The sequence below is a fragment of the Schaalia cardiffensis genome (assembly GCF_016405145.1).
Lineage (GTDB): Bacteria > Actinomycetota > Actinomycetes > Actinomycetales > Actinomycetaceae > Pauljensenia > Pauljensenia cardiffensis.
This window is the reverse complement of record NZ_JAEKIA010000011.1, coordinates 35,182-48,891: the sequence shown is the minus strand read 5'-3', so window position 1 is coordinate 48,891 and position 13,710 is coordinate 35,182. Positions and strand designations below refer to the sequence as shown.

Annotated in this window: 14 protein-coding genes; all 14 read right to left on the bottom strand. The window is 62.1% G+C overall.

Going from position 1 to position 13,710, the window contains the following annotated elements; genetic code table 11:
* Positions 1-49 precede the first annotated feature (49 nt).
* The 14 genes from JFX23_RS07370 to efp all read right to left on the bottom strand — a co-directional run bounded on the left by JFX23_RS07370 (position 50) and on the right by efp (position 13,708).
* Positions 50-682, bottom strand: a complete 633-nt coding sequence (locus tag JFX23_RS07370) for a vitamin K epoxide reductase family protein (protein WP_198776354.1) — start codon at positions 680-682, stop codon at positions 50-52.
* Positions 679-1,872 carry a methionine adenosyltransferase gene (gene metK, locus JFX23_RS07365; RefSeq protein WP_198776353.1) on the bottom strand — a complete coding sequence of 398 codons (1,194 nt, stop codon included), beginning with the start codon at positions 1,870-1,872 and terminating at the stop codon, positions 679-681. Before metK ends, JFX23_RS07370 begins: the two co-directional genes overlap by 4 nt.
* Positions 1,869-3,152: a bifunctional phosphopantothenoylcysteine decarboxylase/phosphopantothenate--cysteine ligase CoaBC gene (gene coaBC, locus JFX23_RS07360; RefSeq protein WP_198776352.1), complete on the bottom strand. Its 1,284-nt coding sequence runs from the start codon at positions 3,150-3,152 to the stop codon at positions 1,869-1,871. Before coaBC ends, metK begins: the two co-directional genes overlap by 4 nt.
* 5 nt (positions 3,153-3,157) lie before the next feature.
* Positions 3,158-3,424, bottom strand: coding sequence for a DNA-directed RNA polymerase subunit omega (gene rpoZ / locus JFX23_RS07355; RefSeq protein WP_005963659.1), 267 nt, complete (start codon positions 3,422-3,424; stop codon positions 3,158-3,160).
* Positions 3,425-3,471: 47 nt separating this feature from the next.
* Entirely contained in the window at positions 3,472-4,029 is a 558-nt protein-coding gene (gmk, locus tag JFX23_RS07350) for a guanylate kinase (RefSeq protein WP_198776351.1), read from the bottom strand.
* Between the two features lie 41 nt (positions 4,030-4,070).
* Complete coding sequence (gene mihF / locus JFX23_RS07345; RefSeq protein WP_005963655.1) at positions 4,071-4,382, bottom strand: integration host factor, actinobacterial type; 312 nt, start codon at positions 4,380-4,382, stop codon at positions 4,071-4,073.
* Between the two features lie 300 nt (positions 4,383-4,682).
* The gene (gene pyrF, locus JFX23_RS07340) at positions 4,683-5,522 is read right to left on the bottom strand and encodes an orotidine-5'-phosphate decarboxylase (protein WP_198776350.1); all 840 of its coding nucleotides are present in this window, start codon (positions 5,520-5,522) and stop codon (positions 4,683-4,685) included.
* The gene (gene carB, locus JFX23_RS07335) at positions 5,519-8,815 is read right to left on the bottom strand and encodes a carbamoyl-phosphate synthase large subunit (RefSeq protein ID WP_198776349.1); all 3,297 of its coding nucleotides are present in this window, start codon (positions 8,813-8,815) and stop codon (positions 5,519-5,521) included. The genes pyrF and carB overlap by 4 nt, the downstream gene beginning before the upstream one ends.
* Entirely contained in the window at positions 8,815-9,405 is a 591-nt protein-coding gene (locus JFX23_RS07330; protein ID WP_198776348.1) for a carbamoyl-phosphate synthase domain-containing protein, read from the bottom strand. The genes carB and JFX23_RS07330 overlap by 1 nt, the downstream gene beginning before the upstream one ends.
* Positions 9,405-10,724 carry a dihydroorotase gene (locus tag JFX23_RS07325; protein WP_005963650.1) on the bottom strand — a complete coding sequence of 440 codons (1,320 nt, stop codon included), beginning with the start codon at positions 10,722-10,724 and terminating at the stop codon, positions 9,405-9,407. The genes JFX23_RS07330 and JFX23_RS07325 overlap by 1 nt, the downstream gene beginning before the upstream one ends.
* Entirely contained in the window at positions 10,717-11,709 is a 993-nt protein-coding gene (locus JFX23_RS07320) for an aspartate carbamoyltransferase catalytic subunit (RefSeq protein ID WP_198776347.1), read from the bottom strand. Before JFX23_RS07320 ends, JFX23_RS07325 begins: the two co-directional genes overlap by 8 nt.
* Position 11,710: 1 nt before the next feature.
* Positions 11,711-12,280 carry a bifunctional pyr operon transcriptional regulator/uracil phosphoribosyltransferase PyrR gene (gene pyrR, locus JFX23_RS07315; RefSeq protein WP_198776346.1) on the bottom strand — a complete coding sequence of 190 codons (570 nt, stop codon included), beginning with the start codon at positions 12,278-12,280 and terminating at the stop codon, positions 11,711-11,713.
* Between the two features lie 190 nt (positions 12,281-12,470).
* Positions 12,471-13,145 carry a transcription antitermination factor NusB gene (gene nusB / locus JFX23_RS07310; RefSeq protein ID WP_198776345.1) on the bottom strand — a complete coding sequence of 225 codons (675 nt, stop codon included), beginning with the start codon at positions 13,143-13,145 and terminating at the stop codon, positions 12,471-12,473.
* Positions 13,145-13,708, bottom strand: a complete 564-nt coding sequence (gene efp / locus JFX23_RS07305) for an elongation factor P (RefSeq protein WP_005963646.1) — start codon at positions 13,706-13,708, stop codon at positions 13,145-13,147. Before efp ends, nusB begins: the two co-directional genes overlap by 1 nt.
* Positions 13,709-13,710 lie beyond the last annotated feature (2 nt).

Genomic DNA, 13,710 nt, shown 5'->3' with positions numbered 1-13,710 from the left:
CGTGCCTGAAGGGGCCTGCCCACCAGGGTCACGACACGAGTGTGAGCGGTCACGACACGAGTGCAAGCCCGTATCGTCCGACGATCATCGCGGCCATGATGAAAAGCAGCAAGAAGGTGAAAGCCCAGTCGTAGCCCAGGGCGATGATACGGCGCAGCCCCCGGGGGGCGGGCAGTGCGCCCTCGCGGATCGAAATGCGCGTCATTGTCGCAAAAACGAAGACGGTCGTCGCAGCGGTGACAAGGCACCAGGGGCACAGCACGTGGATCACGAAGTAGGACTGGTAGAACAGCCAGCCGGCAAAAAGGAGTCCACCGGCTCCAAGGAGAGTCGCCCCCAGCTGGTACCACCTGGCAAAACGCGTCCCAGAAGCCAAGGCCACTGCAAGAGAAAAAATGACCGCTTCGAAAGCGATCCCCATGAACGCGTTCGGGAAGCCGAAAACCTGGGCTTGGGGGGTCTGCGCGACCGCCGAACAGGACAGGACCGAGTTCACATCGCAGGCGAAGCTCGCAGCAGAATCCTTCGCGAGGTGCCAGGCTTCAACGGAAAGGACCATTGCGGACACGAAACCAAGGAGCGAGGCCACGGCCATAACGATCGCAGACCTTCGCCGCCACGACAGATCAAAGTCAGGCGTGCTCAGGGAAAGCTCGCTGGCGCTCTCATCTAAAGAGCTCATTCGATCGCTGCCTTCAGCGCATCAACCCGATCGAGGGCCTCCCAGGGGAAGAGTCCTCGTCCGAAGTGGCCGTAAGCGGAGGTCTCCTTGTAGATCGGGCGCAGCAGATCAAGATCTTCGATCATGCCAGCCGGGCGAAGATCGAACACTTCAGTGATCGCATCAGCGATTCTGTGGTCTTCAACGATTCCCGTTCCAAAAGTGTCGACGTAGAGTCCCACCGGGTGCGCGCGTCCGATCGCGTAGGCGAGCTGCAGCTCGCACCTGGAGGCCAGCCCCGCTGCCACGACATTCTTCGCGGCCCAGCGTGCAGCGTAAGCGGCAGAACGGTCGACCTTCGAGGGGTCCTTACCGGAAAAAGCGCCGCCCCCGTGGCGGGCCATGCCCCCATAGGTGTCAACGATGATCTTCCTACCGGTCAGGCCCGCATCACCCGCGGGCCCACCAATGACGAAGCGTCCCGAAGGGTTGACGAGGATGGACATGTCGGCGCGAGCCAGTTCGAGTCCGCATTCGTCGAGGACGGGGGTGATCACCTTCGATGTCACGAGATCACTGAGGGCCGTGTTCGACAGTGTCTCGTCATGTTGGGTTGAGACGAGCACCGTGTCGATCGCAACCGGGCGCCCCTCCTCGTAAGCGAGAGTCACCTGGGTTTTGCCATCGGGGCGCAGCCCCTCAGCTTCACCACTGTGACGAACCTCCGCCAGGCGTTTCGCGAGCCTGTGTGCGAGCCAGATCGGTGCGGGCATGAGGTCCGGGGTGTCATTGCAGGCGTAGCCGAACATGATGCCCTGGTCTCCGGCGCCCTGTGAATCCCTTTCGTCACGGGCACTGCCTTCACGCGCTTCGAGTGCGCGGTCCACGCCTCCGGCGATGTCGGGGCTTTGCTGATCGATCGACACGGACACGCCGCACGAGGCTCCGTCGAATCCGACTCGCGAGGAGTTGTAGCCGATCGCGAGGACCTCTTCCCTGATGATCTGCGGGATCTCGACGTACGCTTCCGTCGTGACTTCACCCGCAACATGGACCAGGCCCGTCGTCGTCATCGTTTCAACGGCGACGCGCGCATGAGGATCCTGGGCGAGGATCGCATCAAGGATCGAATCGGAGATCCGATCACAGACCTTGTCCGGGTGTCCCTCGGTAACGGATTCAGACGTGAAAAGCAGGCGGTTTGAAGTCACCTGGACAGTCTAGCGAGTCGATCCCCGATCGCGCTGACAAGGGCTTGAGCGACCCTGGATTTCGAGCCCTTGGTGCTCTCAAGCATCAGGCCCGCAGAGTCGAGGAGCCACACCTCATTATCGACCTCGCCGAAGCCCGCTCCCCCGCCAACGCGGTTCACGGCGAGAAGATCCGCTCCCTTGCGCAGGGCTTTTTTGGTGCCGAGATTCAACACGTCCTCGGGTGTTCCGGTTTCTGCGGCGAAACCGAGCACCACTTTCGGCCGGTCCTTGGACACGCACACTGAACGCAAGATGTCGGTGGTGCGAACAAGGTGGAGGATCGGCGCATCCGTTGAGTCCGGGTCCTTCTTGATCTTGTCCTCCCTTGCCGCTTCGGGCTTGAAGTCGGCGATCGCGGCGGCCATGACGAGCGCGTCACAGTCTTTCAGCCTGCTCATCACGGCCTCTTCAACATCGATGGACGAGGGCGCGGGCACAACGTCGATTCGAGAATCGAGTTCAGAGAGCATCTCGGATTCAATATTCGAGGCGAAGAGAGTGACCTGTGCGCCCGCAGCGAAAGCAGCTTTCGCGATCTCAATGCCTTGACGCCCCGAGGAGCAGTTCCCAATGAAACGCACCGGGTCAATGGGTTCTCGTGTGCCACCTGCGGTGATGAGGATACGCGCACCCGCGAGGGCCTGCTTCTGTTCAGTTTTCGCAGCTGCGTCCAATTTCACAGCTGCCTCGAGGCTGTCTTTCACCTTCCCCCGGCCCAAGAGCTCAAGGGCCTTCTTGGCGATCGTCTCAGGATCGACGAGCCTGCCGATCCCAGAATCTCCTGAGCCGAGGGCCCCAGTGTCAGGGTCGAGGACGTGCACTCCCCGCTCTCTCAGGACACGAACATTGTCCTGAGTCGCTGGGTTCGTCCACATATTCGAATGCATGGCCGGGGCGATGAGGACCGGGCAGTGAGCCGCCAAGACACTCGTCGTTAAAAGATCGTCCGCAACGCCCGAGCGAAGACGAGCGATGAGATCAGCTGTGGCCGGTGCGATGACAATGAGCTGCGCCACTCGAGCCAACTCCACATGGTCGGCGCCGGGAAGATCCGCGACTCCCGTTAAGACGGGCTGGCCACTCAGCCCCTCCCAGGTGGTGCGTCCAACGAAATCAAGGGAGCGAGGAGTGGGGACGACGTGGACTTTCACGCCGGCGCGCATGAGTGCGCGTACAAGAATCGCCGCCTTGTAGGCGGCGATTCCAGCACCCACCCCGACGACGACCGTGGGGGCCATGATTCTCAGGCCTTCTCGTCGGCCTCGAGGGACAACAGGCCCTCGTTGATTTCGCGCAGAGCAATGGCCAGGGGCTTCTCGTCGGGAGCGGTCTCAACGACGGGGCCCACGTACTGGATCATGTTCTGCTCGAGCTGAAGATTGTACGAGTTGATCTGCCGGGCGCGACGGGCGGCGAAGATCACGAGCGCGTACTTCGAATCGACGTGCTCAAGAAGATCGTCGATCGGCGGGGACGTGATGCCTTCGGGCTGCGCGACAATTCCGGACATTCGACTCCTCCTGGTTCTTCACGGCCAAACGGCCACGGCTCGTCAGTCTACTCCAGGCCCATAACCTGGGCCAGTTCCGCCACGGCCACATCGAGGTCGTCGTTCGTCACAGTCACATCGAACTCGGACTCCGCTGCCAGCTCCGTCTTCGCGGTTTCCAGCCTCCGTGCCCTCTCCTCTTCGTCCTCGGTGCCCCGCCCGAGCAGACGCGCAACCAGCACATCCCAACTCGGCGGCGCGAGGAAAACGAAATGGGCTTCGGGCATGGAACGGCGCACCTGGCGCGCGCCATCCAAGTCGATTTCCAAAAGCACGCTCTTGCCCGCAGTGAGAGCCTCTTCAACGGGGCGGCGGGGAGTGCCATAGCGGTGAAGCCCATGGACCCACGCCCATTCGAGCATTCCCCCGTCCTCGACAAGCTCATCGAATTGGGAGTCACTGAGGAAGTGATAGTGGACTCCGTCGATTTCTCCGGGCCGTGGTGCGCGCGTCGTCGCAGAAACCGAAACGACGAGTTCAGGATGCCGGAGCCGAAGGGCCTGGACGACAGTCCCTTTGCCGACAGCGGTCGGACCTGCGAGAACAGTGAGTCGTGGAGTCGCCATGAAACCATCCTGCCATCGCGTGGACGTTCAGCCGAATCCTTTCACCCGAACCTGTCAATGAGGGCCTGGGCTTGAACATGCCCGAGGCCGCGCACGCGCCGGGTCCTGGCGATCCCGTACTCATCCATCAGATGATCTGCGGTGGTGACTCCGACTCTCGGCAAAGACTCAAGAAGAGCGAGGACTCGCATCTTCGCGACGGCCTCGTCATTCTCAGCGAGCGCGAGAACCTGTGAGAGGCTGAGCTCCCGGTTCTTCAATTTTCCTTTAATCTCAGCGCGGCGACGCCTGGCGACGGTTGCCTTCTCAAGTGCTTCAGCACGCTGTTCGGGGGTCAGATGCGGTAGTGCCATCGCTGCCCACTCCTTCACGTGGAGGTAACCTTTCGCAAAGTGTATAGCTCAGCTCACATTCCGTGGAAGAAATGGGCAGCGCTTTGGCGAATCGTAATGAGGCTGTGCCCTAAGCGCCCGAGGAGAGACGACTCACGCCAGCGCCCCTTTCGACTGTTCTTGGACTCCGCCCCCGGCGTGCCTCAAGCGAAGCGCGGATGCAGTCGGCACACCAGCTGGCGCTGGACTCCGCTCCCGCGCGCCTCATAAGAGGAGGCTGGGTTCTTTCTTTACCCGCCACGCTCAATGAGCCCCCGCGCCTCAAGAGAGCAGACTCACCGCCTCCTCATAGGCTCCGCGCAGGCCGTCCGGGCTCGGTCCTCTCGCCAGAACCGCCCTCGACGAAGAAGCGAGCACCGCTTGACGCGCACGCCCGAACACTTCAGCAAGCTCATCGGGCCCCGCACCCTGGGCGCCGACCCCGGGAGTGAGGATCGCCCCGTGCAAGGATTCGAGGTCGATCCCCAGGTCCTTCACCGCACTTCCCACGGTCGCGCCAACAACGACCCCCGCAGGGCCGAGGGAGTCAAAACCGCACTCTGCATTGAAAGCCGCGAGCTCTTCCACGACGCGGGCTGCGACCGAACGGCCCTCACTATCCCGGCAATGCTGAACAGATGCCCCTTCAGGATTAGAGGTGAGGGCAAGCACGAACACTCCCCTATTATTCTCGGCAGCGAGCTCCAGGGCAGGACGCAAAGACCCGACTCCCAAATAGGGGGAAAGAGTCACCGCATCCGCCGCCAGAGGCGAGCCCTGAGCGAGATACGCATCCGCATAACCCTTCATCGTTGAACCGATATCGCCGCGCTTCGCATCGACAATGCACAAGCTCCCCACCCCAGTGCAGGCTGCAATCACCTCTTCGAGGACACCCACGCCCTTCGAACCGAAACGCTCGAAGAACGCGGACTGGGGTTTGAAAGCACCGACCCTTCCTCCCAACGCTCCAACAACACCGAGGGAGAAGTGACGAAGCCCCTCAAGGGAAAGGGGAAGACCCCAAGCGTCGAGCAGGGCCGGATGCGGATCAATGCCGACGCACACTGGGCCGCACTCCCTCATGGACGCCGCCAGGCGGTCACCGAATCCCAGGCTCATCTCATTTCCTCCTTGCGCACGGCATCCCACTCCTGGAGTGAACGCACACTAAACGCCCCACAAAGACGAGCCTCAATCGCCTGGACCACCGCGTTGAAGGCCTGCAGGGTCGTGATAATCGTCCGATCATTCGCCGCAGCGGCCGTGCGGATCTGATAGCCGTCATGACGATTCGAAGACTTCTGCGGCGTGTTGACAATGAGATCAATCAGGCCGTCATTGATGAGATCAACAACCGTCGGCTCCCCATTGGGGCCCCGCCCAGTCGAGCTCTTACGAACAACAGTCGCCTCAATGCCATTACGCCGCAGCACCGAAGCCGTTCCCGCGGTCGCGAGAATCGTGAAACCGAGCTCACGCATCCGGGCCGCTGGGAACACAATCGCCCGCTTATCCGAATCCGCAATGGAAATGAAGACCGTTCCTTCAGTCGGCAGTTCACCACAAGCACTCGACTGGGACTTCGCGAAAGCCCTCGGGAAATCCCGGTCAATGCCCATCACTTCACCGGTGGAACGCATCTCAGGCCCGAGGATCGTATCGACCACGGAACCATCCTCGCGGCGGAATCGACGGAAGGGAAGCACAGCCTCCTTCAAGGCGATGGACCCGCCCTCGTCAATGAAACGCGCATCCTGGGCGGGCAAGATCCCCTCCTCGCGCAAGGATGCGATCGATTCGCCCACCTGGATGAGTGCCGCAGCCTTCGCGAGGGCGACGCCACTCGCCTTCGACGCGAAAGGAACCGTTCGTGAGGCTCTCGGGTTCGCTTCAATGACGTAGAGGGTGTCGGAAAGCAGGGCGAACTGGATATTGACCAGGCCCCGCACGCCAACACCTCGGGCGATCTGCTCCGTTGAAGCGGCGATCCTTTCGAGTTGACGTGAGGAAAGGGTCATCGGAGGCAGGACGCACGCCGAGTCGCCTGAGTGGATCCCGGCCTCCTCAATGTGCTCCATGATCGCTCCGAGGAAAAGTTCCTCGCCGTCGTACAGGGCGTCGACGTCGATCTCGGTTGCGGCATCGAGGAAACGATCAATGAGCAGCGGGCCGCGTTCGAAGAGCTGATCAATATCGGGCCGGTCAAGATAGTCGGACAGGGCCGCAGTGTCATTAATGATCGCCATGCCCTGTCCGCCCAAAACGAAGCTCGGGCGCACGAGGACCGGGAAACCAACCCTTTCTGCGACCTCGTGGACCTGCGCCACCGAATGAGCGACATCGTGCGCCGGCGCGGGGCAAGCGGCCTGGTCGAGAATCTTGCCGAACTCCTCACGGTCTTCAGCTAATTCGATCGACTCCGGGCTCGTCCCCAGGATCGGCACACCCGCCTTCTTCAGACCCTCCGCAAGAGAAAGCGGGGTCTGGCCGCCGAGTTGGACGATGACGCCACGGATCGGACCTGCGGCCAACTCCGCGCGGTAGATCTCAAGCACATCTTCAAGAGTGAGGGGCTCAAAGTAGAGGCGGTCTGAAATGTCGTAGTCCGTGGACACGGTCTCCGGGTTGCAATTGACCATGATCGTGTCGAAACGACTGCGCAAGGCCATCGCGGCGTGGACACAGGAGTAGTCGAACTCGATGCCCTGGCCGATCCGGTTCGGGCCCGCGCCCAAAATGATGACGGCCTCACGCTGGCGAGGACGGACCTCGTTTTCCTCCTCGTAGGTGGAATACGCGTAAGGAGTGCTCGCATCGAATCGGGCCGAACAGGTGTCGACCATTTTGAAGACCGGGTGAATTTCGAAGGCGCCGCGCACTTCACGCACAGTCTCCTCAGACAGGCCACGGATCGTGGCGATCTGCGAGTCGGAAAACCCGTGACGCTTCGCCTCCTCGAGGACCTCTCGGTTCAGAGCCGGAGCGGCTTCCAGACGCTGGGCGACCTCGTCGAGGAGGAACATCTGGTCAAGGAACCAGGGGTCGATCTTCGTCGCCTCATGCAGTTCTTCAAGGCTCGCTCCACCTCTGATCGCCTGTTGGATCTGCACGAAGCGCGCCTCGGTCGGCACTTTCACAGCTTCAACGAGGGCCGTGGTCTCCTCCGGCGTGGGTGCGGGCTCGTTCCAGTGGAATTGGACTACCGGCTTGTCGATCGACCTCAACGCCTTTTGCAGGGCTTCCGTGTAGGTGCGGCCAATCGCCATCGCCTCACCCACGGCCTTCATTGAGGTCGTGAGCCTCGGGTCGGCACCCGGGAACTTCTCAAAAGTGAAACGCGGGACCTTCACGACGACGTAGTCGACGCTCGGATCCTTTGAGGCAGGCCTGCCCGTGATGTCATTCGTGATCTCATCGAGGGTGTAGCCGATCGCGAGCTTCGCACTGATCTTCGCGATCGGGAATCCCGTCGCTTTCGACGCCAATGCGGAAGAACGCGACACCCTGGGATTCATTTCAATGACGATGACGCGCCCCGAGCTCGGGTCGAGTGCGTATTGGATATTGCAGCCGCCCGTGTCCACACCGACTTCGCGGATGATCTTGAAACTCAGTTCACGCAGCTGCGAGGCCTGTTCTTCGCTGAGCGTCAAGGCGGGAGCAATGGTCACGGAGTCTCCCGTGTGGACGCCCACAGGGTCGACATTGTCGATCGAGCACACGGCAATGCAGGTGTCGGCGCTGTCGCGCATGACCTCGTACTCGATCTCTTTCCAGCCGAGAATGGACTCCTCGAGGAGGACCTCGTTCGTGATCGAGTTCGCCAAGCCCTCCCCGGCGATGCGTTCAAGCTCTTCAGGGGTGTGGGCGAATCCTGAGCCCAGGCCGCCCATGGTGAAGGAGGGGCGCACGACGAGGGGGTAGCCGAGTTCACGGGCCGCCTCGTGGCACTCCTTGAGGCTATGCGCAATGAAGGAGCGCGCCACTTCGGCGCCGCAGCGTTCAATAATGGCTTTGAATTCGTCTCGGTCCTCACCTGACTTGATCGCTTCGAGGGACACTCCGATCAGCTCGACGCCGTAACTGTCGAGGACTCCGGCCTCGCCGAGTTCAACGGCCGCGTTCAACGCGGTTTGCCCACCCAGGTTCGCGATCAGCGCGTCAGGACGCTCCTTGTCGATGATCGACGTGATGACCTCGAGGGTCAGGGGCTCGACGTAGGTCGCGTCCGCCATTCCCGGGTCGGTCATGATCGTCGCCGGATTGGAGTTGACGAGGATCACGCGGTAGCCCTCGGATTTGAGGACGCGGCACGCCTGGGTTCCCGAGTAGTCGAATTCGCAGGCCTGACCGATGACGATGGGCCCAGAACCGATGACGAGGATCGATTCGATGTCTGTTCTGCGGGGCATCAGAGGCTTCTTCCTTCAGAATCGGCAATCGCGGCCCACCTGGAGGTGACATGCGAAAGGAAGCGGTCAAAAAGGGGCGTCGCGCCCGTTTCCTCCACGCCCTGCGGGAACAATTGTGCTGCCGCATCGTCCAATGAGAGGCGGCGCACTCCCCTATCGACAAGGACCTGGGCCGAAGCGGGCAAAGCCCGCCCGGAAACGATGAAGGCCCGCATTGAGGGATTTGCGCGCAGGCGATGCGTCACCGCCCTCGTGTCGATGCCACTGATTCCCACGACGCCCTGATCTTTGAGTTCTTCAACGAGTTCGCGCCTGCGGGTCCACGAGGCGGGTCTGGCCCCCTCTCGGATGACGAGTCCCGTGGCTGTGATCCTCGTCGGCTCAGCCTCAGGGTCGAAACCGGAAATCCCCACATGGGGGCTCGTCATCACGAGGATCTTACCCGCATGATCCAAGCTGGTGAGGGCCTTGTGCTCGCCGTTCATCTCCACGCAGAAGTCGGCGGGACCCTGGGCGATCCCCTCGGCGCCGAAAGGGGCGCCGAGGTGGACGCTCCCGTCCTCGAGGACGAGAAGTGCAACAGCGGGCATCAGCGGTTCTCCTTGGAGATGAGCTCGCCCGCGAGGACCGTGGATTCGCCCCGGTGGAAGGTGTAGAGCACCTGTCCGGGCAGTTCCATTCCACGATACGGTGAGTTCGAAGAGCGGCTCTGCTGGGTCGCCGGATCGACGATGCGGCGCACCGAAGGATCGACGAGGGTGATGTTCGCAAGAGCACCGACGACGAGGCCCTGCCCCTGCGTTGAGACGCGGCCGATCTTCGCTGGCGTGGTCGACAGGACGCGCGCAATATCCGCCCAGGTCATGCGGCCCGTGTTCACCATTGTTTCAATGAGGATCGGCAGCGCAGTCTCCAGTCCGGTCATGCCGAAAGCTCCGGCCTGCCATTCGCAGTCCTTCGATTCGAGCGGGTGGGGCGCATGGTCCGTGCCGACGACGTCAATCGTCCCATCGGCCAGGCCTTGACGGACCGCCTCCACGTCCTCGGCGGTACGTAAGGGCGGGTTGACCTTGTAGAGCGGATCGTAGGAGCGAGCGAGTTCCTCCGTGAGGAACAGGTGGTGCGGGGTCGCTTCGGCGGTGACCTTCACTCCCATTTTCTTGCCCCAGCGGATGAGCTCGACTGATCCTGCGGTCGACAGGTGGCAGACGTGCACGCGTGAGCCGACGTGCTTCGCGAGGAGAATATCGCGGGCGATAATCGCCTCTTCGGCGACGGCGGGCCAACCGGGCAGGCCGAGTTCACCCGAAAGCGGGGACTCGTTCATCTGGGCGCCCTCAGTCAGGAGCGGGTCTTGGGAATGCTGGGCGACCACACCGTCGAAGGTCTTGACGTATTCGAGGGCGCGGCGCATGAGCACCGGGTCGGAGACGCATTTGCCGTCGTCGGAGAAGACACGGACTTTGGCGCGCGAGTTCGCCATTGCGCCCATCGCGGAAAGCTGTTCGCCTTTGAGGCCCTTGGTGACGGCTCCGACGGGACGGACTTCCACCCATCCGCATTCGCGGCCGATCTCCCAGACCTGGTCGACGACCGAAGCGGTGTCGGCAACCGGGGTAGTGTTCGCCATCGCGTGAACTGCGGTGTAGCCGCCCGCCGCTGCCGCTCGGGTCCCTGTTTCAATGGTTTCGGCGTCCTCTTGGCCGGGTTGGCGCAGGTGCGTGTGAATATCGACGAGGCCGGGAAGGGCGATGAGTCCATCGGCGTCAACCCTGCGGGCATCCTTCGCCCCATCGCGGGCCTCATCTCCGATTGCGGCGATCACGCCGTCCTTGACGAGGATGTCGTGACGCCCCTCGCCGAGGATATCAGCGGAGGAGATGAACCAGGTGCGAGTCGAATCAGTCATGAGAGTGTCCTTCGGGTGCGAGCAGGAGGTAGAGGGCGGCCATACGAACGCTGACGCCGTTCGAGACTTGCTCGACGACGACAGCACGAGGTGAGTCTGCGGCTTCCGCGCTGATTTCCAGGCCTCGATTCATCGGGCCGGGATGCATGACGATCGTTTTCTCGGCAAGCTTTTCGAAACGCTGACGGTCGAGGCCGTAGGCTGCGTGGTATTCACCGGGTGAGGGGAAGAATCCTCCGCCTGCGGCGCTCATGCGTTCACGTTGGACGCGCAGCATCATGACCGCATCGGGCTCTGAAGCGAGCGCGTGGTCGAGGTCGTAGTCCACGTCGCAGGCCCAGCCCTCAATGCCGACGGGCAGCAGGGTCGGAGGTGCAACGAGGATGACCTGCGCTCCCAGAAGCGTCAGGAGGTCAACGTTGGAGCGGGCAACACGCGAGTGCAGGACATCGCCGACGATGACAACCCGGGCGCCTTCAAGGTCAGTGCCGGGTGCGAGGGGCTCAACTTCAGGCGAACTCGGGTCCCTCTTGTAGTGGCGGCGCAGGGTCATCGCATCGAGGAGCGCCTGAGTGGGATGCTGGTGCGTACCGTCTCCGGCATTGAGGACCGGCAAGTCCATCCACCCCGCGTGAGCGAGGCGGTGTGCCGCCCCGGAGGAGGAGTGTCGTACGACAACAGCATCGGCACCCATCGCTTGGAGGGTCAGGGCCGTGTCTTTGAGTGACTCGCCTTTGGACAGGGAGGAGCCCTTCGCGGAGAAGTTGATGACATCTGCGGACAGGCGCTTGGCTGCGGTCTCGAAGGAGATCCTGGTGCGCGTCGAATCCTCAAAGAACAGGTTGACGACCGTCCGCCCGTGCAGAGTCGGGAGCTTCTTGACTCGATGGGATTGGGTTGCGGCCATCTGCTCGGCCGTGTCAAGGAGGAGGAGCGCCTCACTGTATTCGAGGTCGCGGATGGAGATGAGGTGATCGAGACTCATTTCAATTCTCCTTTCCGAGCAGGACGCCGTCGCGTCCGTCGCTTTCCTTCAGGAGAATGGTCACAGTCTCCTGGCGAGAGGTCGGCAGGTTCTTGCCGACGTAGTCGGGGCGGATCGGCAGTTCACGGTGTCCGCGGTCAACGAGGACGGCGAGCTGGACGCGGCTGGGGCGTCCAATGCCGCTGAGAGCATCAAGGGTTGCTTTGATGGTGCGTCCGGTGTAGAGAACATCGTCAACGAGGATCACGGTACGCCCGTCGATTCCCGCAGGGGGAATGAGCGTGGGTTTGGGAGTGCGCAGTGGTTTGTCGGCCAAGTCGTCGCGGAACATTGTCGGATCGATGATCGCGTACTCCGCAGTGAGGCCGCCGACTTCGCTGATCCTTTCCACGAGGCGCTTGGCGAGAAAAGCTCCGCGCGTCGGGATTCCCGCGATGACGAGTTCCTCGGTGTCGCCATTGCGTTCAATGATTTCAAAGGCGATCCGTGTGAGGGATCTGGCCACGTCATCGGCTCCGAGGACTTCTTTGCCTCTCAAAGCTCGTTCGTCGGATGAATGCACTGATCCCATGCGGATCTCCTTCCCCGCCTCTCTGGACGGTCCTTAAAGGAATGCTTCCGCGCTCAACGATAGCGGGCCCAAGGTGGGAATAGCCAGACGTTCATCCCGTGGAACACAATCCATCCTGGGCAATCCCCTCCCAGGGACACGTTTAGGGCGGCCCACCTTCATGGTCGGCCGCCCCAGGCGTGTGAGTCGATCAGTATTCGTCGAGGAGTTCGTCAAGCTCGGCAAGCTCCTCATCGCTGAGCTCGTCTGCGGGCCCCTCCTCACCAGGTTCCGCAAGCTCGGGTGATAGTGGCGCGTCTTCAGCGTTGTCGTGTTCTTCCGTGGGCTCTTCGCCCTCGTCCTCAAGGCCGAGCGCGGGCCCGTCTTCAGAATCGAGCGCGGGCTCGTCTTCAACGACTGAGGATTCGCGGCGCGTCCACGCCGGAGCCTCAAGATCCTTACGGATCGCATCGAGGACCGCATTGACGAAGCTCGGCGCAGCATCCGTTGACAAGGACTTCACGATCGAAATCGCTTCATCGATCGCAATGATCGGAGAAACATCCTCAGAGTTTTCGAGCATCTCCCACACTGCGACGCGCATGACCGCAAGGTCCACGGCCGCAATGCGGTCCAGTCCCGAGACCTTCGCGCGAGCGGCAATGAGATCGTCGATGCGTCGCAGGTTATTCGCAACGCCCTCGATGATCTGAATCGAGTACTCGGGAAGGGGGGTTTCCGCGGCGGTGATGACGCGGCGCTGACGCAAAAGGTCGCGCAGGACCTCCGAGTCGCGTCCCATGCCGCGCTGGTCGGCTTCGAAAACGACGTCGGCCGCGCGTTTGCGGGCCTTCGTGCGGGAGGTGAAGCGGAACGCGCGCGACATCAGTCGGTGACGCGGCCGGAGTAGGAGCCGTCGCGAGTATCGACCTTGACGCGGGTGCCTTCCTCCATGAAGAGGGGAACCTGAATCTCGTAGCCGGTCTCGAGGGTCGCGGGCTTCGTGCCCGCCGAGGAGCGGTCGCCCTGCAGGCCCGGCTCGGTGTGGGTGATCTCGAGGACGACGGTGGCGGGAAGTTCAACGAAGAGGACAGTGCCCTCGTGGAGGGAGACGATGACATCCTGGTTCTCGACCATGAAGTTCTTCGCGTCGCCGACGGTCTCAGCGGACACGTTGATCTGCTCGTAGGTCGACTGGTCCATGAAGACGTAGTCGGTGCCGTCCTGGTACAGGTAGGTCATGTCACGGCGGTCGACGGTCGCAGTCTCGATCTTGAGGCCAGCGTTGAAGGTCTTGTCGACGGTCTTACCGGAAAGGACGTTCTTGATCTTCGTGCGCACGAACGCGGGGCCCTTGCCCGGTTTGACGTGCTGGAACTCGACGACCTGCCAGAGCTGGCCATCGATGACCATCACGAGGCCGTTCTTCAGATCATTCGTCGTTGCCACAG

What these genes read in the sequence shown, in the direction of transcription:
- JFX23_RS07370 (WP_198776354.1), bottom strand. Translation starts at nt 682, where the DNA reads ATGAGCTCTTTAGATGAGAGCGCCAGCGAGCTTTCCCTGAGCACGCCT.
- coaBC (WP_198776352.1), bottom strand. Translation starts at nt 3,152, where the DNA reads ATGGCCCCCACGGTCGTCGTCGGGGTGGGTGCTGGAATCGCCGCCTAC.
- rpoZ (WP_005963659.1), bottom strand. Translation starts at nt 3,424, where the DNA reads ATGTCCGGAATTGTCGCGCAGCCCGAAGGCATCACGTCCCCGCCGATC.
- gmk (WP_198776351.1), bottom strand. Translation starts at nt 4,029, where the DNA reads ATGGCGACTCCACGACTCACTGTTCTCGCAGGTCCGACCGCTGTCGGC.
- mihF (WP_005963655.1), bottom strand. Translation starts at nt 4,382, where the DNA reads ATGGCACTACCGCATCTGACCCCCGAACAGCGTGCTGAAGCACTTGAG.
- pyrF (WP_198776350.1), bottom strand. Translation starts at nt 5,522, where the DNA reads ATGAGCCTGGGATTCGGTGACCGCCTGGCGGCGTCCATGAGGGAGTGC.
- carB (WP_198776349.1), bottom strand. Translation starts at nt 8,815, where the DNA reads ATGCCCCGCAGAACAGACATCGAATCGATCCTCGTCATCGGTTCTGGG.
- JFX23_RS07330 (WP_198776348.1), bottom strand. Translation starts at nt 9,405, where the DNA reads ATGCCCGCTGTTGCACTTCTCGTCCTCGAGGACGGGAGCGTCCACCTC.
- JFX23_RS07325 (WP_005963650.1), bottom strand. Translation starts at nt 10,724, where the DNA reads ATGACTGATTCGACTCGCACCTGGTTCATCTCCTCCGCTGATATCCTC.
- JFX23_RS07320 (WP_198776347.1), bottom strand. Translation starts at nt 11,709, where the DNA reads ATGAGTCTCGATCACCTCATCTCCATCCGCGACCTCGAATACAGTGAG.
- pyrR (WP_198776346.1), bottom strand. Translation starts at nt 12,280, where the DNA reads ATGGGATCAGTGCATTCATCCGACGAACGAGCTTTGAGAGGCAAAGAA.
- nusB (WP_198776345.1), bottom strand. Translation starts at nt 13,145, where the DNA reads ATGTCGCGCGCGTTCCGCTTCACCTCCCGCACGAAGGCCCGCAAACGC.